Origin of the sequence: Vibrio sp. T20 (genome assembly GCF_007858795.1) — a bacterium.
Taxonomy (GTDB): domain Bacteria; phylum Pseudomonadota; class Gammaproteobacteria; order Enterobacterales; family Vibrionaceae; genus Vibrio; species Vibrio satsumensis.
Genome location: NZ_VFEB01000176.1, coordinates 65,861 through 92,745, shown reverse-complemented (window position 1 = coordinate 92,745; position 26,885 = coordinate 65,861). Strand labels below are relative to the sequence as shown.

Here is a 26,885-nt window from a genome sequence, read left to right as displayed (position 1 = left end):
CGTAACCGAAAATGTTTACTTTATCGCGAACATTGAACCAAAGTTGAAACATTGGAACCAGACTTCGCTGCTTGAGAAGCCAATCTTATCAAATCGTTCTCTGTGAACAGGGATCGAATCCGGACGCATCACGTTTTCAATTGCGCTGCGTTTCTGGCTTACTTCTAGCTCGCTGTATCCGTTAGCACGTTTGAAATCATGGTGCAGGTCGATAAGCAGTTCATTTGAGCTTTCGTCTTCGAATACGTATTTTTCAGACAAGATTAAGATCCCGCCCGGGCGCAAGCCAGCATGAATTTTTTCAAGCAGAGCGTATCGATCGTCCGGAGACAGAAATTGCAGCGTAAAGTTAAGCACCACAACAGAAGCGTCTTTGATTTCGACTTCGCGAATGTCGGCTTCAATCACTTCTACTGGTGTGTCACTGCGATAAGCATTAACGTGCAATTTGCAGCGTTCAACCATGGCTTCTGAGTTATCGATAGCGAAAATCGTGCAGCCTTCTTGCTGAATGTGACGACGCATAGAAAGTGTCGCTGCACCAAGCGAGCAGCCAAGGTCGTAAATATTTGAATGTGGCTTTACAAAGCGCTCAGCCAGCATGCCGATTGCAGAGATGATATTGCTATAGCCAGGCACCGAGCGTTGAATCATATCCGGAAATACTTCAGCAACCCTTGCATCAAAGGTGAAGTCTCCAATTTTATCAATAGGAGCGGAAAAGATATTGTCTGTGTTGCTCATGGCATTTTCTCTCGACAGTCAGCGTAATTGGCACAAAATTCGTACCAAATAAAAAGGGGCGTATTTTACGTAAAAAAAGCGCGGCTGTCACGAAAACTGAGATTTAGCTCAAGGTTCGAAGTTACTTATAGGTGAGGGGCTAAAACATCGAGATTTGGTTATTGCCTTTCTGAGCAGGAAACTGAGCCAGGTCAGGCAATAATAATGACGTATTTTCAGACACTTTCTTTTGCAACAGCTCGTAAATAGCGATGGCAAGTTCAGGCGCATGATTATTGTCTGGGGTGTGAATCATTAAATACGGTTGTTTCCCTTCGCTTAGCCAGTTTGGAATTTTGTTAAACCAAGGCTTAAAAAACTCAATGTTAGGTTCTTGGTCTGGGTGGCCAATAAATCGAATCATCGGGTTATTGGCGGTCGCAATCGCATGAACGGGGACACGCGGTTTTTTCTGATGTGCATCGAACACCGCTTCTGTGGTTGGTGGCGCGGAAAACACGGGGCGGCTATCCATAATGATGCGATTAATACCTTCTTCGACCAGCCATTGATTAAAGCGTTTTTCAGCATCGCCTTTATCAAAGAAACCCAAGTGTCGAACTTCGACACCAAGCTGCATATCTTTTGGGAATAAGGTGCAAAACTTTTGTAGGGCAGGCAGCATGCTGGGCTCAAAGCTGTGTGGCAGTTGAATCGTCCATTGACCAATGCGGTCGTGGAGTGGCGACATAGTCATCAAGAACTCTTTGAGCTCTGCTTGGCAGTGCCTGAGTTGCTGCTGGTGGGTGATGAATTTAGGTAGCTTGAAAGTGAACCTGAAATCATCATGACTGGCGGCTTTCCAGTTATGAACGGTCGACATACTCGGCGTAGCGTAAAAGGTCGTGTTGCCTTCCACAGTATGAAAAACTTGTGTGTATTTCTCTAAGCGTTCAGCAGGCTTTGTTCCTTTTCCGTAGAACTGACTTTGCCACTCAGAATGAGACCACATGGTTAATCCAAGTCTTAGAGGTAAAGTTTCTGCTGTTATTACACGATCATCCATCTATTACACCGTTATTCATCACGCCATCAGACATTACAAAAAGTTTTTGGGTTTAAACGAAAATCTACTTTACGAGAGTTTTGCTGATTAAGGTACTTTCGAGATATAATTATCGCAATTTTTTCGGTTTTGATGAATCTTTGCGCACTTGATGGGCTAAAAAGCAGCAAAGCCAGATAAAACACAATAAATTCGAATGTGGAAGGTCGATTTTAAGCGAGTTTCCGCGTATAAATGTTCCTTTGCTCTGTTGTGTGGAATGACCACAGACAGCTTGGAAACTAGTAAATAATTAAGAGATTGGGAAATTCATTATGCGTACCCATTACTGTGGTAACCTGAACAAGTCCCTGGCGGGACAAACTGTAGAATTGTGCGGCTGGGTAAACCGTCGCCGTGATTTAGGCGGTCTTATCTTTATTGATATGCGTGATCGTGAAGGCATCGTTCAGGTTGTTGTCGATCCAGATATGAAAGATATCTTCCCGATCGCTAACCAACTGCGTAATGAATTCTGTATCAAGTTTACTGGTGAAGTACGTGTTCGTCCGGACAGCCAAGTAAATAAAGACATGGCTACTGGTGAAGTAGAACTTTACGCGACGGGCCTAGAGATCATCAACCGTTCAGAAGCGCTTCCACTAGACTTCAACCAAACGAACTCTGAAGAGCAGCGCCTTAAGTACCGTTACATCGATCTTCGTCGTCCAGAAATGAGCGACCGTATCAAGCTTCGCGCACGTGCTTCTAGCTTCGTTCGCCGTTTCCTTGATGAGAACCTATTCCTAGATATCGAAACGCCAGTACTAACGAAAGCGACACCAGAAGGTGCTCGTGACTACCTAGTACCAAGCCGTGTTCACAAAGGTAGCTTCTACGCACTTCCTCAATCTCCTCAGCTGTTCAAGCAACTGCTGATGATGTCTGGTTTTGACCGTTACTACCAAATCGTTAAATGTTTCCGTGATGAAGATTTACGTGCTGATCGTCAGCCTGAATTTACTCAAATCGATATCGAAACATCTTTCATGACTTCTCAAGAAGTACGTAACGTGACTGAGAAGCTTGTTCACGATATGTGGAAAGAACTTCTAGATGTTGAACTAGGCCAATTCCCAGTAATGCCTTTCTCTGAAGCGATTCGTCGTTTCGGTTCTGATAAGCCAGATCTACGTAACCCACTAGAGCTAGTTGACGTTGCTGACTTGGTTAAAGACGTTGAGTTCAAAGTATTTTCTGGCCCAGCTAACGACGAAAAAGGTCGCGTAGCGGTTATTCGTGTTCCAGGTGGTGCTAAGCTAACTCGTAAGCAAATCGACGGTTACGCTGAACACGTAAACATCTACGGCGCGAAAGGCCTAGCTTGGATGAAGGTTAACGACCGTGCTGCAGGCATGGAAGGTATTCAATCTCCAGTTGCTAAGTTCCTAAGCGAAGACGTAATCAACGGTATTCTAGATCGCACTCAAGCTGAATCTGGCGATATCATTCTGTTCGGTGCAGACAAAGCGGGCGTCGTTGCTGAAGCAATGGGCGCACTTCGTCTTAAACTAGGTACGGATCTAGAGCTAACAGACACATCTGCATGGGCTCCACTATGGGTTGTTGACTTCCCAATGTTCGAAGAAGACGGCGAAGGTAACCTACACGCAATGCACCACCCATTCACATCACCACTAGGTGTGAACGCGGAAGAGCTTAAAGCGAACCCAGCAGCAGCAAATTCAGATGCATACGACATGGTAATCAACGGCTACGAAGTAGGCGGCGGTTCTGTACGTATTCACAACGCAGAAATGCAAACAGCGGTATTCGGTATCCTAGGTATCGAAGCACAAGAGCAACAAGAGAAGTTCGGCTTCCTACTTGAAGCGCTTAAGTACGGTACGCCACCACACGCTGGTCTAGCATTCGGTCTTGACCGTCTAGCAATGCTGCTTTGTGGTACTGAGAACATCCGTGACGTTATCGCATTCCCGAAAACAACAGCTGCAGCATGTCTACTAACAGACGCGCCAAGCCTAGCGAACCCAGCATCGCTGGAAGAGCTAGCAATCGCAGTTAAATTGGCAGAGAAAAAAGAGCAAGCGTAAGCCTGTTATCTTTTCTTGTTGATGAAGAGATCCTAGTTGATAGAGAGCTCTTAATTCATTAGCCAGACCTGTCAGTAATTAGAAAATGCCCGTTAATTTGACGGGCATTTTTTTTTGCGTTCGATATACTAAGCTCATAAAGCATGTATAAATAATCAGTATTTGAAATTATGTCTATTATCCTAGGGATTGACCCTGGCTCTCGTATTACCGGCTATGGCGTGATTCGTCAAAATGGTCGTCATCTATATTACTTAGGTAGCGGTTGTATTCGCACCTCTGAAAAAGAACTGCCGGGTCGACTCAAACAAATCTACGCCGGTGTGAGCGAAATCATCACTCAGTTTCAGCCGGATGTGTTCGCTATTGAGCAGGTCTTCATGGCGAAGAATGCGGATTCTGCACTTAAGCTTGGACAAGCTCGTGGCAGTGCGATAGTGGCTGCGGTGAATGCTGAGCTGCCCGTCCATGAGTATGCGGCTCGTTTGATAAAACAAGCGGTGACAGGCAATGGTGGTGCTGATAAGTCGATGGTTCAAAACATGGTGATGAGCATGCTTAAGTTACCGGCTAAACCACAGGCCGATGCTGCCGATGCTCTAGGCGTAGCGATCACTCACGCCAACACTAATAAAACCTTGATAGCACTGGCAGGTAAGGCGACAGGCGCGAGAAAAGGGCGCTACCGTTAAGTCCCATCCCTCTGCTTTCTAAAAGCTTGCATTCCATGAGCCTACGCCTCGTTTAGCTCAAAGCAAGACGCTCTTAAATCCTTGATGAAATGAGATCTTTCGAACACAAACCAAATAATAACATTGCGTATCATTTAACATGTTATTAACATTGGTCAGAGGTCTTACAAGTCAATCAAGGATGATCACTGATGAACCCAATCAAGCTGTGGCGCGCGCTATTTCTACCCAAAAATAATGGGTGGAGTAACAACGAAGTCAGACAAGCCGATATCTTATTACTCTTCACTTTTATCGCCTTCTTTGTGGGTGTCTACAGCCTCATCAAGTGGGCCAAGCATGAAGAGCAGCTGCTGGTTGCCACTTCCGTATTTCTTATCGCCTTTGAATTAGTCTCTGCACTTCTATTACGCATTACCCGAAAGCCTAGCTTGGCATTGAACTTTGGCTTTGTCGGCATGGCAGTGCACGCGCTGAATATCATTTACCAAAGCGGTGGTGTGGTGGCATCGACTCAGGCTTATTGGGTTCCTTTGTTAGTGGTCGCTTTTTTCTTATCGGGAACACGCATTATCGCTTTGGTATGGAGTGGGCTAGTGATTGGCGTGTCATTGATGATGACGTCGGCTCACCTTGATGGCTTTGAATTTCCGCAGTTAGTACTTACTCCGGAAGCCGTGGTCGTTGAAACCTGGTCTGGTGTAATCATGCCGCTGGTGGTGATCTGTATTGCTCAAGCGTTTACCGCTAAGCAAAAAGAGGTGGCGATTGAAATGGCAGAAGATGCGATTTCAGAAAGCCAACACGTTGCCAATCAAGCGACGCAAAGCGAAGGACGACTTTCGATTGTCCTTGACCAAGCTAACTCAAACTCTGAAAGCTTACAGGGCGTATCTGTTCACTTGGACCAGCAGTCGCAAGATCTGCATGCTCAAGTTGAGGTGCTTAACATCAATTGCGAATCTCAGGCGAGTGCAGCAGAACAGATGAGCCAACAATTGCACCAAATGACTCAAGGTATCGAAGAATCAAACTCATTTGTGGGTGAGCTAAAAGAGCGTAGCGAAGCCGTGGGAACGAAAGCGCAGAAGAGCTCAGAATCACTAGAAGCTTCAACCAGTGCAATCAGCCAGATCATTCAAAGTAATCAAGAGATCATGAAAGTCGCTGATTTGATTACCTCGGTTGCTGAGCAAACCAATCTATTAGCACTTAATGCAGCAATAGAGGCGGCACGCGCTGGTGAGCAAGGACGAGGTTTTGCGGTAGTTGCAGACCAAGTGAGAGAGTTATCGGCGAAAAGCAGTCACTCCGCGATAGAAATTCGAACCTTATTAGACCGAAGTAAAGAAGAAGTGGAACATGGTAGAGCGATCATTGAAACTACGGCCAATGAAATGAACGGCATTATCTCTGAGGTGCAAACCATTTCTACTGATGTAAACCAACTGACCAATATTATGGCGATGCAGATGAGCTCATTGAAAGAACTCGATCTTGCGAGTTCAGAAGTAGCACAGAGTGTTGCAGAAACCAAATCCGTTTCAGGCTTAGTTGCTAATTATGGTTCTGAGCTAACAGGTCATGTGACTTCGGTTAAAGAACTGGTTGCGAGCTTGAACAGCGTGGTCTCCCAAGCAAAGCAAGCTTAAATAAATCATCCTAACAAACACAAAGAACTGGATAAGCATCCAGTTCTTTTATATTCTGTCCCTCAAATTATATTCCATCAAGAGAGTGAATTGTGATCGGACGTCTACGCGGTACATTAATAGAAAAACAGCCACCAGAATTACTAATCGAAGTGAGTGGTGTTGGCTATGAAGTTCAAATGCCAATGAGCTGTTTTTATGAATTACCAAATGTTGGCGAAGAGGCAATTATCTACACTCACTTTGTTGTTCGTGAAGATGCACAACTGCTTTACGGATTCAACACAGTTAAAGAACGTGCGCTGTTTCGTGAAGTCATCAAAGCAAATGGTGTTGGTCCTAAGCTCGGCCTTGGCATCCTCTCAGGCATGACTGCGAGCCAGTTTGTGCAGAGTGTTGAGCGTGAAGATATCTCTACGCTGGTTAAACTTCCGGGTGTGGGTAAGAAAACCGCAGAACGTCTGGTTGTTGAAATGAAAGACCGACTGAAAGGGTGGGGCGCGGGAGATCTGTTTACTCCAGCGACGGATGCTGCTCCTATTGATTCTATGCCAACCGTTCACGACGCGGAAGAAGAAGCGGTAAGTGCACTACTTGCATTAGGCTACAAGCCGACTCAAGCTTCTAAGGTGGTTTCTCAAGTGGCTAAAGATGGCATGACCAGCGAACAGTTGATTCGCGAAGCTCTGAAATCGATGGTTTAATACCCGATATACTTGTTCGACAAAATAGACTCATTCACTTTGCCTTTACACAGAGTCAAGAAGCGCAGAGTCAACAAGAGTATAGTTAGGAATAGCAGAATTTATGATTGAAGCCGATCGCCTTATTGCACCGGATAACCCAGTATTCAAAGATGAAGATGTCATTGATCGTGCAATACGCCCTAAAGCACTTGCCGACTATCAAGGCCAGGATCACGTTCGTGGCCAGATGGAGATTTTCATCAAAGCGGCACAACTGCGTAATGAGGCGCTCGATCATCTGTTGATATTTGGTCCTCCAGGTTTGGGTAAAACCACGTTGGCGAACATTGTTGCCAATGAGATGGATGTCAACATTCGTACTACTTCAGGCCCTGTTCTAGAAAAAGCGGGTGACCTAGCGGCGCTGCTGACCAATCTTGAAGAAAATGATGTCCTTTTCATTGATGAGATTCACCGTTTAAGCCCTGTGGTTGAAGAGGTGTTGTATCCAGCAATGGAAGACTACCAATTAGACATTATGATTGGCGAAGGCCCAGCGGCGCGTTCTATCAAGATCGATCTTCCTCCTTTTACTTTGATTGGCGCAACCACTCGTGCTGGCTCACTGACATCGCCGTTACGTGACCGCTTCGGTATTACTCAGCGTCTTGAGTACTACAAGGTTGAAGACCTACAAAACATTGTTCAGCGCAGTGCTGATTGCCTTGGTCTTTCTATGGAGTCCGAAGGGGCGTTAGAAGTTGCTCGCCGAGCTCGTGGTACGCCACGTATTGCTAACCGTCTACTGCGCCGTGTTCGCGATTATGCGGAAGTGAAAGGCGACGGACATATTTGCCCAGAGGTTGCTGATAAAGCGCTAAACATGTTGGATGTCGATGCTAAGGGTTTTGACTACATGGACAGAAAACTTCTGCTTGCGATCATGGAGAAGTTTGGCGGTGGTCCGGTTGGTATCGACAACATGGCTGCTGCGATTGGTGAAGAGAGAGACACCATTGAAGATGTGTTAGAGCCTTACTTGATTCAGCAAGGTTATCTACAAAGAACACCAAGAGGTCGAATCGCAACTGACAGAGCTTATTTACACTTCGGTATAGATAAGCCGTCTAATCGTTAAATTATTCATTTTTAAAGATCCCAGTTGCATAAGCGCTGGGATTTTTTGCATTTTACTGAATAACAACTCTTTGCGCGAATCGATAAAAATGCCGAATAGAGCTTTCAAAAATGAAAACTTTGATTTCAGGTTTGATTTGGCTAACAAAAATTGAAATAAGCTGTCATAAATTTTGTTAATACTTTATGGGTAGTTGTAATTTGTATGTTGAGGCAGTGCTGAGCTTTTGTCACAGATATCATGCGCTGTTATTAACAGAGCTCAAATTGGTGTGATTTTAGTCATGATTGTTCAAAAATACCTCTAATTTGCGTGAATAAAATTGATACAAATCAACGCAGGCTTCTCCTATAAATCTTTTGAAACATACTGATTTTACCAGTAATATTAGCGCCAGCTATATTAGCTCATGCTTAACAATAATCTAACTATAACGGTACGTTTTTGCTACAAATTTCAATTTGTAATAACAATCATATAAATTGTTTTAACATGGATTTTTGCGGTGAATAATCACACAAGTGTCATTCAGCCGACACAAAGGAGTTACCATGATTGATGTTGTTGATCTGTCGCGATTGCAATTTGCATTTACAGCGATGTATCACTTCCTATTTGTTCCACTGACACTAGGTATGGCATTTCTACTTGCCATTATGGAGTCAGTTTATGTAATGACTGGCAAGCAAATTTACAAGGACATGACCAAGTTCTGGGGTAAATTGTTTGGTATTAACTTTGCTCTTGGTGTAGCGACAGGCTTAACCATGGAGTTCCAGTTTGGTACTAACTGGTCTTACTATTCTCACTATGTTGGCGACATCTTTGGTGCTCCGCTAGCTATCGAAGCGCTTGTTGCATTCTTCCTAGAGTCTACTTTTGTTGGCCTTTTCTTCTTCGGTTGGGACAGACTGTCAAAGCGTCAGCACTTAGCGGTAACTTGGTTAGTAGCACTTGGTTCTAACTTTTCTGCGCTTTGGATCTTGGTAGCAAACGGCTGGATGCAAAACCCAGTGGGTGCGGAATTTAACTTTGAAACTATGCGTATGGAAATGGTGAGCTTCGCTGAAGTTGTACTAAACCCAGTAGCGCAAGTTAAATTCGTACACACAGTAGCGTCTGGTTACACAACGGGTGCGATGTTCATCCTTGGTATCAGCTCATACTACATTCTTAAAGGTCGTGACCTTGCCTTTGCTCGTCGTTCTTTCGCGATTGCAGCATCTTTCGGTATGGCGGCGATCCTGTCAGTAATCGTACTAGGTGACGAATCTGGTTACGAGCTTGGTGAAGTTCAGAAAGTGAAGCTAGCTGCGGTAGAAGCAGAGTGGCACACGGAAGAAGCACCAGCAGCATTTACTGTTTTTGGTATTCCTAACCAAGAAACAATGGATACTGACTACGCAATTAAGATCCCTTACGTAATGGGTATTATTGCAACGCGTTCTCTTGATAAAGAAGTAACGGGTCTACGTGACCTACGTGATGACCACGTTGATCGCATCCGTACAGGTATGTACGCATACGAACTACTTGAGAAACTACGTGCGGGCGATAAGTCTGAAGAAAACATGGCAGCGTTCGATGAAGTGAAAGGTGACCTAGGTTACGGTCTACTTCTTAAGCGCTACACAGACGACGTTGTTGATGCAACAGAAGACCAAATCCAAATGGCTGCGGATGATTCAATCCCAACAGTTTGGCCTCTATTCTGGTCATTCCGTCTGATGGTTGCTTGTGGCTTCATCATGCTGTTTGTATTCGGTGCTGCGTTTGTTCAAACGTGTCGTCAGAAAATCGAACAGAAACCATGGGTACTTAAAGCTGCGCTATTCTCAATCCCACTGCCTTGGATTGCGATTGAAGCAGGTTGGTTCGTTGCTGAGTTTGGTCGTCAACCATGGGCGGTTGGTGAAATCCTACCGGTTAACGTTGCTGCATCAGCACTAACTATTGAACAGCTTTGGACTTCTCTATTCGCTATCCTGGCATTGTACACAGTGTTCTTGATTGCTGAAGTTTATCTAATGCTGAAATTCGCACGTAAAGGTCCAAGTAGCTTGAAGACAGGCCGTTACCACTTCGAACAAAACGATAACTCTGTTGAAGACAAAGTTAGCCGTTCAGTTGAAGTATAAGTGAGGGAATATTAATGTTTGATTACGAAAGCTTACGACTCATTTGGTGGGTATTGATCGGTGTTTTACTGGTTGGTTTCGCCGTAACTGATGGCTTCGATATGGGTGTTGCCGCTCTTTCTCCTGTTATCGGTAAGAGCGACACTGAACGTCGTATTATGCTCAATACTATTGCCCCTCACTGGGATGGCAACCAAGTTTGGTTGATCACTGCTGGTGGTGCATTATTTGCTGCATGGCCGCTGGTTTACGCAACGTCGTTTTCTGGCTTCTACTTCGCAATGTACGCGACGTTAGCTGCGCTTTGGTTACGACCACTTGCACTTGACTACCGTTCTAAGATTGAAGACCCAAAATGGCGCAAAACTTGGGACTACGCACTTTGCTTTAGTGGCACAGTACCCCCAATCATTTTTGGTGTTGCATTTGGTAACCTATTACAAGGTGTGCCATTTGATCTGAACAGTCTAATGATGTCAAAGTACCACGGTACGTTCTTCGCTCTGTTGAACCCGTTTGCATTACTATGTGGCGTGTTGGCTCTAATGTTGTTCGTAATGCAAGGTGCAACATGGCTTCAAATGAAGACAACAGAAGATCTGCATCGCCGAGCTCGTAACGTTGCTCAGATCACTGGTCTAATTGCAATTGTTCTGTTCGTTATTGGTGGCTTCTGGGTTCAATCTATCGAAGGCTATGTAATCACGAGCACTATCGATACGTTTGCTGACTCAAACCCACTAAACAAAGAAGTCTCACTTCAAGTGGGTGCTTGGATGACAAACTTCGAAACGTATCCTGCAATGTGGGCGGCGCCGATCCTTGGTGTAGCAATGCCACTGCTTGCTGTGATTGCATCTCGCTTTGAGCGTGGTGGTTTCGCATTCTTGTTCTCAAGTCTATCTAACGCTGGTGTTATTTTAACGGCTGGTTTTGCAATGTTCCCATTTGTAATGCCGTCTAGCCTGAACCCTAACCATAGTTTGACTATGTGGGATTCAACAGCTAGTGAGCTAACGCTTGGTCTTATGACCGCAGTTGCGGCGGTAATGGTTCCTGTGATTCTTGGCTACACAACTTGGACATACTACAAAATGTTCGGTCGTCTAGATAAGAAACACATCGAAGATAACGACGTTTCAGCTTACTAAGCTAGAAGTGAAATAACTTAGGAGAAATTTTATGTGGTATTTCGCATGGATTTTGGGTGTACTTCTAGCATGTGCATTCGGCATCATTAATGCTCTATGGCTAGAGCATTCAGAAATGATGGACAAAGACAGTGAGTAATCTCGCAGAGCAAGTTGCTAAGCTGCATCAACCAATGGATAAGACTTTGTTAAGAGCTTTATCCCTAGTATTGGGTTTTATGCATGTGGGTTTAGTGATGTGGGATCCTGAAGCGTATGCGACAAGCATCGGTGGCTTTAACGCGATCATCGGGCCAATGTTTATCTGGGCAGTATGCTCAAGCATGGTTTACGGTATCGGATTTAAGCCAAGAGCTTGGATGTGGCAGCTATTGTTTAGCCCATACGTTTCACTCACAATTTTGCTCTACCTAACGGTGCTGCGCCTTTTATAAAAGGCAAAGGATTTAGGTTCATTACAACGTGAATCTTTATACTTGTTGGGTTTTTAGCCAAAAAGAGGTCATCTTATACAGATGGCCTTTTTTTTCGTCTGTTAAATCAAAAAATTCACAGCGATATACTATTAATGATAAGGAGTTAGGTTATAGTGAGATCTTTATCGTTTTGAATTGTGGTATCAAATTGCAGGGATTATCTAAGCCATTTACGTGGCCAGTGACAGTGTATTACGAAGACACCGATGCAGGTGGTGTTGTATACCATTCAAACTATCTTAAGTTTTTCGAACGCGCTCGAACTGAGATGCTGCGCTCAATTGGCGTTTCTCAGCAAGTATTGTTAGAACAAAACATCGGTTTTGTAGTCCGACATATGGACATTGATTTTATTCAAGGCGCGCGTCTTGATGATTCTTTACAAGTCATTACAAATATTTACGAGTTGAAGCGAGCTACCTTGGTCTTCTGTCAAGAGATCGTAAATCCTGATGGCAAAGCATTGTGTAAAGCAATGGTTAAGGTAGCATGTATCGACAATCAAAAAATGAAACCAAAGGCAATGCCAACATTTATTCTTACGGAGCTAACGAATAGTGACTGCTGAAATCTCAATCTTAGGCCTAATTTTAGAAGCTAGTTTATTAGTTAAAATGGTCATGCTAGTTCTTATGGGCATGTCTGTTGTTTCTTGGGCGATGATCATCAAAAGAAGTAAAGTATTATCTCAAGCTTCGAAACAAACAGAAGTGTTTGAAGATAAATTTTGGTCAGGCGTTGATCTTGCAAAATTGTACCAAGAGAGCAATAAACGCAAAGACGAGCTTTCTGGTACTGAAGAAATTTTCTACGCAGGCTTTACTGAGTTTGCTCGCCTTCGTAAATCGAATGCAACTTCACCTGACTTCATTATGGAAGGCACAGGCCGTGCGATGCGCGTTGCTGTTGCTCGTGAAGTCGATGAACTAGAAACTAACTTACCTTTCTTGGCGACCGTTGGCTCTATCAGTCCATACATCGGCCTATTTGGTACGGTTTGGGGCATCATGCACTCATTCATCGCATTAGGTGAAGTGAAGCAAGCTACGCTCGCAATGGTTGCCCCTGGTATTGCAGAAGCACTGATCGCAACAGCAATGGGTCTATTCGCTGCAATTCCAGCAGTAATGGCGTACAACCGCTTCAGTAGCCGAGTAGGCAAGCTAGAGCACAACTACGCGACTTTCTCTGAAGAGTTCCACAGTATTCTTCACCGTCAAGCGATGGCTGGCAGGGAATAATAGATGGCTGGATACCAACCTAAAAAACGCAAAATGACAGCAGAGATTAACGTTGTACCTTACATCGACGTTATGCTTGTTTTGTTGATCATTTTTATGGTGACTTCACCGTTTGTTACTCAGGGCGTTGACGTTGAGTTGCCTCAGGCTTCAACGGCTAAGTCGGCACAAGATCTATTGGGTGACGACAACGCGAGTTTCATCATCGTTGAAGTGAACAAAGACGGTGAGCTTGGCTTGAGTGTTAATGACGAAGAAGTACAACGTGGCTTATCCATGGAAGATATTATCGTCCGAGTGAAAGCTGAGTTGTCTTTGAAGCCAAACTCTCCAGTGGCGGTAGGTGGTGATGCCGCAACGCCATACGCTGAAGTGGTTTTATTACTTGATGAATTAAGCCGTGCAGGTGTGCCAAAGGTTGGCCTTTTAACGGATATAAGGGAATAGCTCCGTAGCATTCATGAAAGCGAATAATAAAAAATCCAATAATTTCAGATCACCGCTTCTTATTTCTCTTGGGCTGCACGTCATTTTATTCGTTGCGCTCATTTGGGGAGCGGATTTCACGATGTCAGAGCCAAAGCCTACAGGGCAGATGGTTCAAGCTGTGGTGATTGATCCTCAGTTGGTTCGCCAGCAAGCTCAACAGATTCGTCAACAAAGAGAAGCGGCGAGTAAGAAAGAGCAAGAGCGTTTAGACAAACTAAGACGTGAAAGCGAACGACTTGAAAAGAATCGTAAAGCTGAAGAAGAAAATATTCGTAAGCTGAAAGAAAAGCAAGCTAAGGAAGCTAAAGCGGCTCGAGAAGCGGAAAAGCGCCGAGTTGAGAAAGAAAAACAACGCAAAGTTGAAGAAGCGCGTTTACAGCAAGAGAAAAAGAAAGCCGCTAAAGCCGAAGCTGATCGCAAGCTAAAAGAAGCTGCGTTAGTGAAAGCCGAGAACGAGCGTAAAGCCAAAGAAGCGGCGATTGCAAAAGCGGAACAAGAACGCGTGGCAAAAGAGAAAGCTGCGAAAGAGGCAGCAGACAAAGCTCGTAAAGAGAAAGAAGCTGCTGAACGCGCTGAAAAGCAACGCATAGCGAAAGAGAAAGAAGCGGCAGCCGCAGCAGAGAAAGCCCGTAAGGCAAAAGAAGCTGCAGCAAAAGCAGAGAAAGAGCGTAAACAGCAAGAAGCAGCATTGAACGATATCTTTGCTGGTCTTGAAACTGAAGCGACTCAAAACTCTTCAGCAAGGCAACAATTTATCAGTGATGAAGCTCAACGTTACGGTGCTATCTATACCCAACTGATTCAACAGAACCTGTTGTTAGAAGACAGCTATCGAGGGCGTTCGTGCCGAGTGAACCTTAAGCTAATTCCAACCGGCTCTAACGCGATATTGGGTAGTTTGAGTATCTTAGATGGTGATAGCCGTCTATGTGCAGCAACCAAACGTGCTGTGGCACAAGTGCAATCTTATCCATTGCCTAAAGACCCAGACATTGTGAACTCACTGAAAGACATTAACTTAACTGTATCACCAGAGTAAAAGGACGAACTTGTGTTAAAGAAACTATTAATGAGTTTTGTTTTCTTAATAGCGACAAGCAGCCAGTTCGCACATGCGGCACTGGAGTTGGTTATTACAGACGGTATTAACTCTGCACGACCTATCGCTATTGTCCCTTTCCGTTGGGAAGGCGCGGGACCATTGCCACACGATGTATCAGCCGTTATCGCTTCTGACTTACAACGCAGTGGTAAATTCAGCCCGGTTGCAACAAGCAAAATGCCTCAAACGCCTTATAGCGAATCTGAGGTCAACTTTGATGCTTGGACTAACCTAGGCGTTGATTCATTGCTAACAGGTAGTATCACTAAAAATGCCGAAGGGCAGTATGTGGTGAACTACCAACTGATCGACATTGTTCGTGGTCAATTGACTAAAGGACAAAGCCGCGCACTAAGCGATGAAGGCCAATTGGTACTTTCTAAAGACCACGTGTTGTTCAACAAAAAAGCGACAGTGCCTGGTAAACGCTTGCGAGAGTATGCACACCGCATCTCTGACTTAGTGTATGAAGAACTCACCGGCGAAAAAGGGGCGTTCTTAACTCGTATCTCTTACGTGGTCGTTAACGACAAAGATAAATACCCGTACCAACTTCGTGTTGCTGACTACGATGGCTTTAACGAGCGTTTAGTTCTTCGTTCTAAGCAACCGCTCATGTCACCAGCATGGTCACCAGACGGTAAGAAACTTGCTTATGTGAGTTTCCAAAATGGCCAAGCGGAAATATTCATCATGAATATTTACACGGGTGAGCGTGAGAAAGTGACGTCATACCCTCGTCACAATGGTGCGCCAAGATTCTCACCAGATGGTAAAACATTGGCATTGGTATTGTCGAAAACAGGTAGCCTTCAGGTTTACACACTTGACCTTGCTAGCCGTAAGCTGACACAAATTACCCGTGGCCGTTCTAATAATACGGAACCATTCTGGCACCCAGATGGCAAGTCTCTTATTTTCACATCGGATCGTGGTGGTAAACCACAGATTTATAATGTAAATTTGTCAAATAATTCGACATCTCGTATTACTTGGCAAGGTAGCCAAAACTTAGGTGGCCAGATCACCCCTGATGGTCGATTCCTGATCATGGTGAATCGCAGTAACTCAGGTTTTAACTTGGCTAAGCAAGATTTGGAAACAGGTGCGGTTCAGGTACTAACAAAAACATTGTTAGATGAATCTCCAAGTATTGCACCGAATGGAGGTATGGTTATCTATAGCTCTATTTACAACAAAACTAACGTACTATCGATGGTTTCTATCGATGGCCGTTTTAAAGCTAGATTACCGGCAACCAACGGACGCGTAAGAGCGCCAGCGTGGTCACCGTTTCTCTAGTTAATTTGATACATTCTTTTAGCTATTGATAGTGTTAACTATTGTGGCAATTAACTATCTATAGCACTTAGTCGCTGTAGAAACTAAGTTTGATAACGTAAGGAAAAAAAGATGCAACTTAACAAAGTTCTTAAAGGCTTGATGATTGCACTACCAGTGATGGCAGTAACGGCATGTAGCTCAACTGATGAAGCAACATCTGCAACATCTGGTACAGAAAGCAACCAAACAACTTCAGGTTCAGAAGGCAACGTAGACACAACTGTTGTAACGCCAATTGACGCTAACGGTCAACTGTCTGAGCAAGAGCTTAAAGAGCAAGCGCTACGTGAAACTCAAACAATCTACTTCGCATTCGATAACTCTACTATCGCTGGCGATTACGAAGAAATGCTAGCAGCTCACGCAGCTTACCTAGTTAAAAACGTTGACATGAACGTTACTATCGAAGGTCACGCTGACGAGCGCGGTACTCCTGAGTACAACATCGCACTTGGCGAGCGCCGTGCACAAGCTGTAGCGAAATACCTACAAGCTCTAGGTGTTCAAGCTGACCAAATCTCTATCGTAAGCTACGGTGAAGAGAAGCCACTTCTTCTAGGTCAATCTGAAGATGTGTACGCTAAAAACCGTCGCGCAGTACTAGTTTACTAATTTTAGTAGACTATATAATTGAGGAATTGCCTCATGTTCAGTAACACAAAGCGAGTCATTTTGCTTTCGTTACTGGCAAGTGCAGCGAACACCACGTTCGCTGCACCAGCTCCAGTATCCGATCTCAATAGCACCGCAACCAATTCATCATCTTCCTCTCGATCAGCATCTAACGAATCAGATATTGAGCGTTTAGAGCGTCTGCTTCAAAATCGCAACCTCGTCCAACTTCAAATGCAACAGCAAATCGACGATATGGCACTGGAGATCAGTGAACTTCGCGGTGAGCTGGAACGAAATAGTTACGATATGAAGCAAATGCTAGAGCGTCAGCGTGAATTGTTCATTGAACTGGATCGCGTGAGAGGCGAGGTGAAAGCAGCAGGAACAGCAACGGTAGCAGTGGCGGTGGGCGAAGGCTCTAAAGACGCTTCTGGTACGTTTAGTACTGATGTGGATGAGCAAACCGCTTATCAAAATGCTGTAGATATGATTCTAAAGCAACGAGATTACACGGGTGCTATCGCAGCATTCCAAAAGTTTCAAAAAGACTTCCCAGATTCAACCTTCACACCTAACTCACATTACTGGTTAGGCCAGCTTTATTTCGCTAAGAAGCAAGATAAAGAAGCTGTGAAGAGCTTCGCTGCTGTTGTGTCTTACAAAGACTCAAACAAGCGAGCAGATGCACTGGTTAAGCTTGGTGACATAGCTGCGCGCAACAACAACGCGACGCAAGCTAAGAAATATTACCAACAAGTCGTAACCGAGTACCCAAACAGTGCTTCGGCTAAAGTGGCCAAAACCCACTTGTAAAACAAAATAGGGGTGCTTAGGCGCCTCTTTTTTATACCTGATTACTTCCGTTTGATGTTTACTTATCTTCTTTGTGGTGCCAACACGTCGCCTTGTTTATGCGTTTTAAGCATTAGCTAGCCACCGCTTGCAACCAATCCTTTTTGATCCCAATCGCTGTCCTGTGTAGAATACTCTAATTCTCGGAAGAAGTTGCGTAGAGCAAGAGCAATGAGTCATATACTAGATAAAATCGATACAGTTTACCCGTTTCCGCCTAAGCCAGTTCCATTGAGCGATGCTCAGAAACAGGCCCACATCGCAAACATCAAAAAACTACTTCAAGAAAAAGATGCAGTTCTAATTGCACACTACTACACCGATCCTGAAATTCAGGCTCTGGCAGAAGAAACTGGTGGTTTCGTTGGCGATTCATTAGAAATGGCTAAATTCGGTAACCGTCACTCAGCAAGCACTTTGATCATCGCTGGTGTTCGTTTCATGGGTGAGTCTGCAAAGATTCTTACTCCTGAAAAACGCATTCTAATGCCAACACTCGAAGCTGAATGTTCGCTTGATCTTGGTTGTCCGGCTGACAAATTCACAGAATTTTGTGATGCTCACCCTGACCACACCGTGGTTGTATACGCGAACACTTCAGCGGCTGTCAAAGCTCGTGCAGACTGGGTGGTTACGTCGAGCATCGCTTTAGAAATCGTTGAAAGCCTAGACGCTGAAGGCAAACCTATTATTTGGGGCCCAGACCGTCACCTAGGTTCTTACATCGCAAATCAAACCGGCGCTGACATGTTGCTTTGGCAAGGTGAGTGTATCGTTCATGATGAGTTCTCAGCTGATGCTTTGAAAAAAATGAAATCGGTATACCCAGAAGCGGCTATTTTGGTACACCCAGAATCACCAGCAAGCGTGGTTGAACTGGCTGATGCTGTAGGCTCAACAAGCCAGCTGATCAAGAAAGCAAAAGAGCTGCCTCATCCACAGATGATTGTGGCGACAGACAAAGGTATCTTCTTCAAGATGCAGCAATTGGTTCCTGAAAAAGAGCTGATTGAAGCGCCGACAGCGGGTGCTGGTGCAACGTGTCGTAGCTGTGCACACTGTCCTTGGATGGCAATGAACGGCCTTGAAGCGATTGAAAACGCACTTGAGAATGGTGGTGAGCAACACGAAATCTTCGTTTCTGACGAGCTACGTGTAAAGTCTCTTATCCCTTTGAACCGCATGCTAGATTTCGCAGAGCAGTTAAATGTGCAGGTAAAAGGTAACGCGTAAGTCGTTCTTTTATCTAATCAACAAAAAAACCAGCCAATAGTGCTGGTTTTTTTGTGCCTGAGTATAGGCCGCTAATATCAATTTTGTGGTCATGTATCTTTTTCTTATGATACATCTTGTTGATATCGCGTATTTTTTCTAGCATGTAACTAAGAGAAATGGATTAGAGGCTCGAATGATAATCTGGTTACAACTCAAACGCTGGATCAAAGCAAACATCTTTGTTTTGAATGGCAAAAACTTACTGTTCACTTTTCTTGGCTACATCGCTCTATCGTGGCTGATGCTGTATTTGGCGGGTGAAACAGATTTAACCAGTTCGGTCACCGTATTCGCTTACTACTTGGTGGTAACGGCTTCTACAGTTGGTTATGGTGATTTATCACCGACCACGGTAGCGGGGCAGTGGATTGTTATTCTATTTGTGATTCCCGGTGGGTTGAGCCTTTTCGCCGCATTACTGGGTAAAGTGGCGACAGAAGGTGTTGAATATTGGCGAGCGGGCTTGCTAGGAAAAAGGAGAGTTAGAGTGGACAACCACATTTTGATGTTGGGGTGGAATGAGCAAAGAACCATTCATCTCATCCGCATGCTACAACACGAAGAAACAGGTAAGCGACCAATCGTATTATGTACCCGTTCAGATATCGAGAACCCGTTACCCGGTGAAATCAATTTCGTTAAAGTAAACAGCTACACCGATGGCAAAGAGATGGAGAAAACGGGCATTGAGTCTGCAAGTTGCATCTTGATTGATAACCCAGAAGACGACATTACGTTATCTGCGGCGCTTTACTGTGCCAACCGAAACCCTAAGGCACACCTTCTTGTTTACTTTAAAGACGAAGCGCTGAGCGATTTATTGCACAAGCATTGCCCTAACTCAGAATGTATTCCAGCGGTGGGTGCTGAGATGTTAGCAAAGGCTGCGGTAGACCCAGGATCAAGTGCGCTTCATCAAGAGTTATTGAGCTCAACAAGAGGCATGACGCAGTATTCAACGTATTTCCCTGAAGACGCCGAGCCTGTCACCGTTGCGCCTATTTTCTCTGTGTTTAAAGAGAAGTATCAAGCAACGCTGATCGCGATTGATACGGGGAGTGGTATTGAACTCAACCCAGAATTAGACCAAGTGGTAAGTAGTGGCACTAAGCTGTTTTATATTGCTGATGAGCGCATTGATGACTTCGATTGGAAAGGCTTCTAAAGCCACTATTTTTACTTCGTCTGAAAACTAAAAAAGGCCTCATAATGAGGCCTTTTTGGCAGTATAAAACTCACTGTTATTGAGCTTCAGCCAGTGCAATACCACGTTGAGTGAGACCGCAAAGCATGACAGGAACAGCGTTAAAGATCTCTTCGAACTGCTCTAGGCCTTCGATGCCTTGCTCTGCAAGCGTAGCAATTGAAGTTTCTGGATCGTAAAGCATACTCAGTGAAAGTAATACGCCACCAACAAGCGCGTTGTCTTCGCTCTCTTCAGGCATTAGCGTTTCCCAATCATCACGAGCAATCTGCCAGCCTTGAAGCAAGCCTTCACAAAAATCACGAGCGGCAGTGTTAACCACTTCTTCGTCGTCTAATTGACAAGCTTCAGGCCAAACCCAAGTACCTTCAATCAGTTCTGGGCGAGTTTTATTCCAAAGCTCGATGATAACTTCAATGTAGCTTTCTAGCTGTTCACCATCCGTAAAAGGCGCGACTTCTTCGCCACCCCATAAGAACGGTAGCCACTCATGCGGGGTTAACACATTCGGTGCCGCTGCCATTGCAGTGACAAAACCCATTGTTTTGTGTTCTGTGATTAGCTTTCCTTCCAACTCTGGAAGCGCAAGAATATCTTGTAAAGTCAAAGTGAGGTACCGTAAAAGGGAACATATTTGCGCTTATAGTACCAATGAACTTGTGCCAATCAAGCTTCAATCTAAAAAGGCTTGATGTCATGGATGATAAACACTAGGTTTAACAGAAAAGAAAACAATAAAAGAATTATGCAGATACGGTCGTCTTTAAAGAAAAAAAGCATGGTAGCGCTTGGATTATACCTTGCGATGTTTATTGCCATTGTCGGTAGTGTGACGTATTACGTCGTAGAATCCCCTGTGCGCGCCAAATTACAACAAAACCTCGACTTACGTACGCAACTATTATCCGCATTGATTACAGAGCCACTCAGCAGCTCTCAAGGCTTTGTTGATAGTTTAGTGGGATTTGCACAAGCGCATCGTAACGGTGATGACGTCACTCTGCTACTGAAGTCAATGCTGGCAGCGAGCGATGATACGATCGTTAGCGCAGGTATTTGGCCAGAGCCTTATGCGCTTGATTCTAAAAAGCTCCTTAATAGTCATTTTTTCAATAAAGCAGACGATGGCAAGATTGATCAGTTGTTTTCTTACAACAATCCTAAAAACACCCCGTATCAAGAAGAGTATTGGTACACCTCTGTAGCCAATAAAAAACAAGGAACGATCTCTTGGAGCGACGTGTATATTGATCCCTACACGCACGTACGGATGATCACTGCTTCATCCCCTTACTACTATGCAGGCGTTTTTTCCGGCGTTGCGACGGTGGATCTCTCGCTTGAAGAGCTGCTTGGCTTCATCAAGAACCACGCCGAAGAGTACAATCTTGGTATTATGCTCAGAGATAAACTCAATCAAGTGTTGGTGTCCCATAACTTCAATCTCGTTGAAGGGATCTACATCAGTAGCAATCAATTTGGTGACTTCGGTTGGCAAGTGGATGTGGTGAACTCCAAGTCACGGGTAGCGGACGAGGTGTTTCGTCAGGTAATGAGTATTGAGGGCGGTATTGTACCCTTGTTACTACTCTGTGTGATGGCGGGTTATTACTTACTTAACCGTTACTTAATCAGTCCAATCACCAACATTGCCACTCAAGTAAACAGTTCGAAGGCCGGTGAAGTGATTGACGTTGATTATTCAAGCCATGATGAGATCGGCCACCTGATTAAAACCTTCAATGAGAAGACGGTGTATCTCGAAGCTGAAAAAGTGAAAGCACAAGCATCTACCAATGCTAAAACCGCTTTCCTTGCGACACTGTCACATGAAATTCGTACCCCTATGAATGGGGTGTTGGGTACTGCTCAGATCTTATTAAAAACACCTCTAAATTCTGAACAAGAGAAGCATCTCAAGAGTTTGTATGAGTCCGGCGATCATATGATGACTCTTCTCAACGAGATATTAGACTTCTCGAAGATCGAGCAGGGTAGATTGGATCTTGATGAAACACGTTTCCCGCTTGATTCGATCATCGGCAGTATTAACAGTGTTTACTACACATTGTCTTCCGAGAAAGGGCTTCAATTCAAAGTGTACTCTGAGGTGCCTTCTGGTCGTTGGTACTTCTCAGATAAAGCCCGCCTTCGCCAAATTTTGTTTAATTTATTGAACAACGCAGTGAAGTTTACCTCCAGAGGCTTTGTTGAGGTGTACCTTAAAGAAGTCGTAGACGGGAGTGACACCTATCTTAGTATTCGAGTTCGTGATACAGGAATTGGTATCTCTAAAGAAGCTCAAAAGCGTATTTTTAAACCGTTTGAGCAAGCGGAGTCTTCCACTACAAGGCGTTTTGGCGGTACTGGTCTTGGCTTAGCGATTGTGAAGAAAATTGCCCAACTGATGGATGGCAGTATCACCGTTACCAGTGAAGAGGGGATAGGCACTAGCTTTGATGTTCGCTTGAAGATTCAGCCATGTCAGCCTGGTGAAATAGAGAGCTTGCCACACAAGAAACTGGACTACTCCGGCTTAAAAGTATTGATTGTTGAGGACAACCGAACTAACACGGTGATCATTGAAACTTTCATGAGTAGTAAAGGATTCATTTGTAAGAGCGTCGAGAATGGTGAGTTAGCGATACAAGCCGCGGTTGCTGAGCGCTTTGATTTGATACTCATGGATAACCATATGCCAGTGATGGATGGTGTTGAATCAACCACTGCTATTCGTGCTTTGATAGGTGATGTGTCATCGGTATTGGTGTTTGGTTGTACGGCTGATGTCTTTAAAGAGACTCGCGAGCGTATGCTGGGGGCGGGTGTGGATTATATTATCGCTAAGCCGATTGATGAGCGTGAACTGGATGATGCCTTGTTCCGCTATTCAAATAAGCTTTACCAATACCATGATGTAAAAGCGGATGAGCTCGAAAGCCAAGACGTAAAGCAACACGATTCAAAAAGTACAAGCGAGTCATTGCCTAAACCTGATCTTCGCAACAAAGATAACACTGAAGAGCTATTAGTGACGCTGTATGTGGCGCTAGAAGACAACAACCTAGAACTGATTCAATTTGCACTAGAGAGTCTACGTGTCCACGTTGAACCTATGAACAACGCTGAACTTACTTATCAAGTCGATAAAGCGTTAGAGCAGGTTTCTTTAGGAGCACCACCTACACAAGATGTCATTAATATCATTACTGTAAATCTACCGATGGCTTAAATGTTGTTTAATTACGGTAAGTAAATGACGAATCGTCCAATATTTGACCTTGGTTTGATTTTTTGGTGGAAGCTACTGCTTTTGAAGAGGTTTTTGGTTGTTAATTTACAACTTGATTTTTAATTTGGAATGTATGACTGCTAATCTTGTGATTTAATAGCGACATTATCTGGTAGGGTGTAAATGCACCTTGTTTATATGTTGCTAATTCACTCAATAGGCAGTGATATATTTTAGGTTTGGCGTCAATGAAGTCTCGTGGTCCATTTTGTATTCGAAACGCAGCTGCGGATACATTTGCTATGGTCGTTTTCTGTTTTATTTCAGGCATGATCGTAGAAGTGTTTATTTCTGGTATGACGTTTGAGCAATCTCTTGCTTCTCGAACGTTATCTATTCCGGTAAACATTGCTATCGCTTGGCCTTATGGCGTTTTTCGTGATTGGTTCTTGCGCAATGGTGCTAAACTTTCACAAAGCTCATTGATGAAAAATTTGTCTGATTTGATGGCATACGTGTTATTCCAGTCTCCTGTGTATGCAGGTATTTTGTTGGCAGTAGGTGCTTCAGGCGACCAGATCGTGACGGCTGTAACCAGTAATGCAGTTATCTCGTGCGGTATGGGCGTACTTTACGGCTACTTCCTAGATATGTGTCGTAAATGGTTTCGAGTTCCAGGCTACTATCAACAAGCTTAAGAAAAGCAACAAGCGTAAGTGTAGTGAAAGAATGAAATTTGGTTTGTTTTTGATCTAATGAGTTAATTTGTAATCGAACAAACCGAAAAAGGCACTTTTTTTGAGAATGCCCCTTGACCAAAGCAAGCAGAATCAATAAAGTAGCGCCTCGTTGAGTGACATGCTCAACACACAATTTGTGGAAGGATGGCTGAGTGGCTTAAGGCGCTCGCCTGGAAAGCGAGTATACGTTTATAGCGTATCTGGGGTTCAAATCCCCATCCTTCCACCACTATTCAAAACCCTAGCAGAAATGCTGGGGTTTTCTCGTTTTAGAGCCCCTATATTCCACCTTACCTGTATATCTCCCTAGTATCCGTTCCTTTAATCATTTCTTTATAGTTATTACCTCTATTAATACCGTCGCAGAATCAACCATATTAGGTGTTTTTATCATCGATAATCGCTTGATTTTTTGGCATGAATCTAGATTATTAATAGTACGCAATATTATGAATAATCTAACTATTAGGAATCCATAGTCCCATGACAGAAACCCTAGTTTCTCCAATGCTCTCTTTTACGATCGCGATTTCGTTACTGTTTATCGGTAAAGGTTTGATTGAGCGATCTGAAGTATTAAGAAAGTATTCACTGCCAGAGCCTGTGATTGGTGGCTTTGTCTGCGCAGCGACCGTAGCAGCGCTTTACTATATTTTTGAAATCCAAATCACCTTTAGTCTAGATGTCAGAGACTTTTTGCTGCTTTACTTTTTTGCTGGTATTGGACTTCAAGCGGATATTAAGACTTTAGTTAAGGGTGGGCGGCCGTTGTTTATCCTGCTTTGTCTCGCTTCGACTTTTATTGTCCTTCAAAACGTTGTTGGCATGGCTGTCGCGTCGGGTTTTGGTATGGACGCGAAAGCGGGTTTGTTGTCAGGATCTATCAGTTTAATTGGCGGTGTTGGTACGACACTAGCGTGGGCGCCAATGTTTGTGGAAGAGTTTGGTATTGCTAACGCGCTAGAGCTCGGTGTGGCTTCCAACACGGTTGGTTTGATTGCAGCGTGTGTGATTGGTGGTCCGATTGCCAACTACCTACTCAATAAACACAAAGTGAGCCCTTCTAATGAAGAAGAGGTGACGGTTGGTGCATACCAAGAGAGTGAGACAAAAACAGAGCTAAGCCACTATGGCGTTCTGTGGGCATGGTTGATTCTAAACCTGACACTTATGCTGGGTTATAGCTTAAGTGAAGTTATTGACTCAATGGGGTTGAAACTGCCGTTATTCGTTAGCTGTTTGATCGCAGGTATCTTAATCGGAAACGTCGGTCGCGCACTGTTTAAGAAGCGTCGTACACAAGAGAAAATCGCTCAAGGCCGCAAAGGCTTAGCGATGATCTCTGACATCTGTTTGGGTATGTTCTTGACCATGGCCTTGATGGGACTGCGTATCTGGGATCTTGATGGGTTGTTTGGCTATATCTCTGTGGTCATGAGTATCCAGATCTTGCTTTCACTTCTGTTTACGATATTCGTCGTTTATTACTTGATGGGACGAAACTACGACTCTGTGGTGATATGCTCAGGCTTCGGTGGTATCACTTTAGGCTCGACTGCGACAGCAATTGTTAACATGACAGCCGTAACTCACCGCTATGGCGCAAGCCCACAAGCATTTATTGTGGTGCCATTAGTGTGTGGTTTCTTTGTCGATCTGATCAACGCGCTAGTGATTAGTTTCTTTGTTGGTCTGTAAGTGAAGTGACGGGTTGTTAACTGCTTGAGACTAGCACCTGATTCATGACCATAAAGGCGATGACGAAAGTCGTCGCCTTTGTTTTATCGACAGCAAGCTAAAACACGTATATCAGCCTTTGATGTAGTGGCTTGAAGTGACTCGGTGCACAAGTTAGTAAGCTCAGTTACGAACTTGATAAATTGGAATACATGTTGCTGCTCAATTTGTGAGACGCTTGATTAAGTGTTAGTTAAATCACAAGGAAGTTGAATGCACCACTTTAATATCCGTGCGCTGGAATACCTTAATGCTTTATCGAAATATGGGTCGTTACGTAAGGCATCTAAGATGATGAATGTTGACCCCGCGGCAATGAGTAGAATGTTGACACAGCTTGAAGCGCAAGCGGAAATCAAAGTATGGGAACGCAACAATCGTCAATCACTGCTGACTGAGGCGGGCAACGAACTGTTGAATTACTACCGTTCTATTGTTCGTAGTGAAACGGCGGTACTGGCTCGTCTAACTAAGTTGAAAAACCTCAAGGGCGGCAATGTCAGTATTGCCATCGGTGAAGGATTTATTACCAACTTGGTGTCAAAGCCTATGCAAACCTTCATGGCTCGATACCCTGATATCAATTTATCGATTGAGATAGCTGGTGCGTTGGATGCCGTAAAAATGTTGGAAGATCAACAGATTGATTTCGCGATCACCTATGCGTCTGCACCGCACCCTAAACTACACTCCCACGTTGAACGCAGCCATCCGCTCGAATTGATTGCTCCGAAGGGACACTTTCTTACGATGAAAGAAGTGCCTGTGGTAATGCAAGATATTCAAGACGCTTCTCTCGCCTTGATCGATAACTCGACCGGTATGGGGAGGCTGGTAAAGCAGGCCGAACAAATCTCCCACCTTACCTTGCAGCCAAAGCTTCAAACCAATTCGGTGACCGCACTGACTAACTTTGTTTCAGCTGGATTAGGCGTAACTTTTATGCCTAAGCTCACTGTGATCGATGAGATCAAGTCAGGACAGATTGAAGTGGTTGCGACCGAGTTGGAGATGCTATCGAAGGCGACGGTTAAGGTTCAATCTTTGAAAGGTCGCGCTCTCACGCTACAGGCCGAAACCTTGTTAGATTTCTTACTTGAAAATGCTACTTTCTTGAGTCATGACGCTTACAATATCTAGGCTTAATCGATTTATTTAGCGACGCCTCCTAAGCTCCCAAATACCGCCAATATCACAGTTTCAAACTGCCGAATTAGTTTTCAAGTAGAATTGACATTT

At 44.2% G+C, this 26,885-nt stretch carries 25 protein-coding genes and 1 tRNA gene; 23 read left to right on the top strand and 3 right to left on the bottom strand.

Features of this window, described 5'->3' with window-relative positions; all coding sequences use genetic code 11:
* Window positions 1-15 precede the first annotated feature (15 nt).
* Together cmoA and FTW16_RS19300 are read right to left on the bottom strand one after the other, a co-directional pair.
* Window positions 16-744: a carboxy-S-adenosyl-L-methionine synthase CmoA gene (cmoA, locus tag FTW16_RS19305; protein ID WP_017062083.1), complete on the bottom strand. Its 729-nt coding sequence runs from the start codon at window positions 742-744 to the stop codon at window positions 16-18.
* A 139-nt stretch (window positions 745-883) separates the two neighbouring features.
* Window positions 884-1,789, bottom strand: coding sequence for a DUF72 domain-containing protein (locus FTW16_RS19300; protein ID WP_146492175.1), 906 nt, complete (start codon window positions 1,787-1,789; stop codon window positions 884-886).
* Window positions 1,790-2,103: 314 nt separating this feature from the next.
* On the opposite strand from FTW16_RS19300, the gene aspS reads away from it, so the two are divergent.
* The 18 genes from aspS (at window position 2,104) to FTW16_RS19210 (ending at window position 19,898) form a co-directional block, all read left to right on the top strand.
* Window positions 2,104-3,882, top strand: coding sequence for an aspartate--tRNA ligase (gene aspS, locus FTW16_RS19295; protein ID WP_146492174.1), 1,779 nt, complete (start codon window positions 2,104-2,106; stop codon window positions 3,880-3,882).
* Window positions 3,883-4,052: 170 nt separating this feature from the next.
* The gene (gene ruvC / locus FTW16_RS19290) at window positions 4,053-4,574 is read left to right on the top strand and encodes a crossover junction endodeoxyribonuclease RuvC (RefSeq protein WP_146492173.1); all 522 of its coding nucleotides are present in this window, start codon (window positions 4,053-4,055) and stop codon (window positions 4,572-4,574) included.
* Window positions 4,575-4,765: 191 nt separating this feature from the next.
* Window positions 4,766-6,226 carry a methyl-accepting chemotaxis protein gene (locus tag FTW16_RS19285; RefSeq protein WP_146492172.1) on the top strand — a complete coding sequence of 487 codons (1,461 nt, stop codon included), beginning with the start codon at window positions 4,766-4,768 and terminating at the stop codon, window positions 6,224-6,226.
* Between the two features lie 92 nt (window positions 6,227-6,318).
* On the top strand, window positions 6,319-6,930 hold the full coding sequence (gene ruvA, locus FTW16_RS19280; RefSeq protein WP_017062079.1) for a Holliday junction branch migration protein RuvA: 612 nt from the start codon (window positions 6,319-6,321) through the stop codon (window positions 6,928-6,930).
* Between the two features lie 103 nt (window positions 6,931-7,033).
* Complete coding sequence (ruvB, locus tag FTW16_RS19275; RefSeq protein ID WP_017062078.1) at window positions 7,034-8,050, top strand: Holliday junction branch migration DNA helicase RuvB; 1,017 nt, start codon at window positions 7,034-7,036, stop codon at window positions 8,048-8,050.
* A gap of 551 nt (window positions 8,051-8,601) precedes the next feature.
* Window positions 8,602-10,188: a cytochrome ubiquinol oxidase subunit I gene (cydA, locus tag FTW16_RS19270; protein WP_017630634.1), complete on the top strand. Its 1,587-nt coding sequence runs from the start codon at window positions 8,602-8,604 to the stop codon at window positions 10,186-10,188.
* A gap of 14 nt (window positions 10,189-10,202) precedes the next feature.
* The gene (gene cydB / locus FTW16_RS19265) at window positions 10,203-11,339 is read left to right on the top strand and encodes a cytochrome d ubiquinol oxidase subunit II (protein ID WP_146492171.1); all 1,137 of its coding nucleotides are present in this window, start codon (window positions 10,203-10,205) and stop codon (window positions 11,337-11,339) included.
* A gap of 31 nt (window positions 11,340-11,370) precedes the next feature.
* Window positions 11,371-11,478, top strand: a complete 108-nt coding sequence (gene cydX, locus FTW16_RS19260; protein WP_000270284.1) for a cytochrome bd-I oxidase subunit CydX — start codon at window positions 11,371-11,373, stop codon at window positions 11,476-11,478.
* Window positions 11,471-11,773: a cyd operon protein YbgE gene (ybgE, locus tag FTW16_RS19255; protein ID WP_060982372.1), complete on the top strand. Its 303-nt coding sequence runs from the start codon at window positions 11,471-11,473 to the stop codon at window positions 11,771-11,773. Before cydX ends, ybgE begins: the two co-directional genes overlap by 8 nt.
* Window positions 11,774-11,945: 172 nt before the next feature.
* Window positions 11,946-12,383: a tol-pal system-associated acyl-CoA thioesterase gene (gene ybgC / locus FTW16_RS19250; RefSeq protein WP_017104273.1), complete on the top strand. Its 438-nt coding sequence runs from the start codon at window positions 11,946-11,948 to the stop codon at window positions 12,381-12,383.
* Window positions 12,373-13,056, top strand: a complete 684-nt coding sequence (gene tolQ, locus FTW16_RS19245) for a protein TolQ (protein WP_010437896.1) — start codon at window positions 12,373-12,375, stop codon at window positions 13,054-13,056. The genes ybgC and tolQ overlap by 11 nt, the downstream gene beginning before the upstream one ends.
* 3 nt (window positions 13,057-13,059) lie before the next feature.
* Window positions 13,060-13,503: a protein TolR gene (gene tolR / locus FTW16_RS19240; RefSeq protein ID WP_017062072.1), complete on the top strand. Its 444-nt coding sequence runs from the start codon at window positions 13,060-13,062 to the stop codon at window positions 13,501-13,503.
* A gap of 13 nt (window positions 13,504-13,516) precedes the next feature.
* On the top strand, window positions 13,517-14,584 hold the full coding sequence (gene tolA, locus FTW16_RS19235; protein ID WP_146492170.1) for a cell envelope integrity protein TolA: 1,068 nt from the start codon (window positions 13,517-13,519) through the stop codon (window positions 14,582-14,584).
* Between the two features lie 12 nt (window positions 14,585-14,596).
* Window positions 14,597-15,949 carry a Tol-Pal system beta propeller repeat protein TolB gene (gene tolB, locus FTW16_RS19230; RefSeq protein ID WP_146492169.1) on the top strand — a complete coding sequence of 451 codons (1,353 nt, stop codon included), beginning with the start codon at window positions 14,597-14,599 and terminating at the stop codon, window positions 15,947-15,949.
* 111 nt (window positions 15,950-16,060) lie between these two features.
* On the top strand, window positions 16,061-16,603 hold the full coding sequence (gene pal, locus FTW16_RS19225; RefSeq protein ID WP_017062069.1) for a peptidoglycan-associated lipoprotein Pal: 543 nt from the start codon (window positions 16,061-16,063) through the stop codon (window positions 16,601-16,603).
* Between the two features lie 33 nt (window positions 16,604-16,636).
* On the top strand, window positions 16,637-17,419 hold the full coding sequence (ybgF, locus tag FTW16_RS19220; RefSeq protein WP_146492168.1) for a tol-pal system protein YbgF: 783 nt from the start codon (window positions 16,637-16,639) through the stop codon (window positions 17,417-17,419).
* Window positions 17,420-17,629: 210 nt separating this feature from the next.
* Window positions 17,630-18,691, top strand: a complete 1,062-nt coding sequence (gene nadA / locus FTW16_RS19215) for a quinolinate synthase NadA (RefSeq protein ID WP_017062067.1) — start codon at window positions 17,630-17,632, stop codon at window positions 18,689-18,691.
* Window positions 18,692-18,866: 175 nt separating this feature from the next.
* Complete coding sequence (locus FTW16_RS19210; RefSeq protein ID WP_048659644.1) at window positions 18,867-19,898, top strand: potassium channel protein; 1,032 nt, start codon at window positions 18,867-18,869, stop codon at window positions 19,896-19,898.
* Window positions 19,899-19,974: 76 nt separating this feature from the next.
* On the opposite strand, the gene FTW16_RS19205 is transcribed toward FTW16_RS19210, so the two are convergent.
* Window positions 19,975-20,544 (bottom strand): UPF0149 family protein, encoded by a 570-nt coding sequence (locus FTW16_RS19205; protein WP_017062064.1) that lies wholly within the window; start codon window positions 20,542-20,544, stop codon window positions 19,975-19,977.
* A gap of 171 nt (window positions 20,545-20,715) precedes the next feature.
* On the opposite strand from FTW16_RS19205, the gene FTW16_RS19200 reads away from it, so the two are divergent.
* From FTW16_RS19200 to FTW16_RS19180, 5 genes are all read left to right on the top strand, one after another.
* Window positions 20,716-23,169, top strand: coding sequence for a hybrid sensor histidine kinase/response regulator (locus FTW16_RS19200; RefSeq protein ID WP_146492167.1), 2,454 nt, complete (start codon window positions 20,716-20,718; stop codon window positions 23,167-23,169).
* Between the two features lie 248 nt (window positions 23,170-23,417).
* The gene (locus FTW16_RS19195) at window positions 23,418-23,867 is read left to right on the top strand and encodes an L-alanine exporter AlaE (protein ID WP_048616306.1); all 450 of its coding nucleotides are present in this window, start codon (window positions 23,418-23,420) and stop codon (window positions 23,865-23,867) included.
* 180 nt (window positions 23,868-24,047) lie between these two features.
* Window positions 24,048-24,138 (top strand) — tRNA-Ser (locus FTW16_RS19190).
* Window positions 24,139-24,392: 254 nt separating this feature from the next.
* The gene (gene gltS, locus FTW16_RS19185) at window positions 24,393-25,607 is read left to right on the top strand and encodes a sodium/glutamate symporter (protein ID WP_146492166.1); all 1,215 of its coding nucleotides are present in this window, start codon (window positions 24,393-24,395) and stop codon (window positions 25,605-25,607) included.
* A 252-nt stretch (window positions 25,608-25,859) separates the two neighbouring features.
* A complete protein-coding gene (locus FTW16_RS19180) occupies window positions 25,860-26,786 on the top strand; it encodes a LysR family transcriptional regulator (protein WP_146492165.1) in 927 nt (308 codons plus the stop codon).
* Window positions 26,787-26,885: the final 99 nt, after the last annotated feature.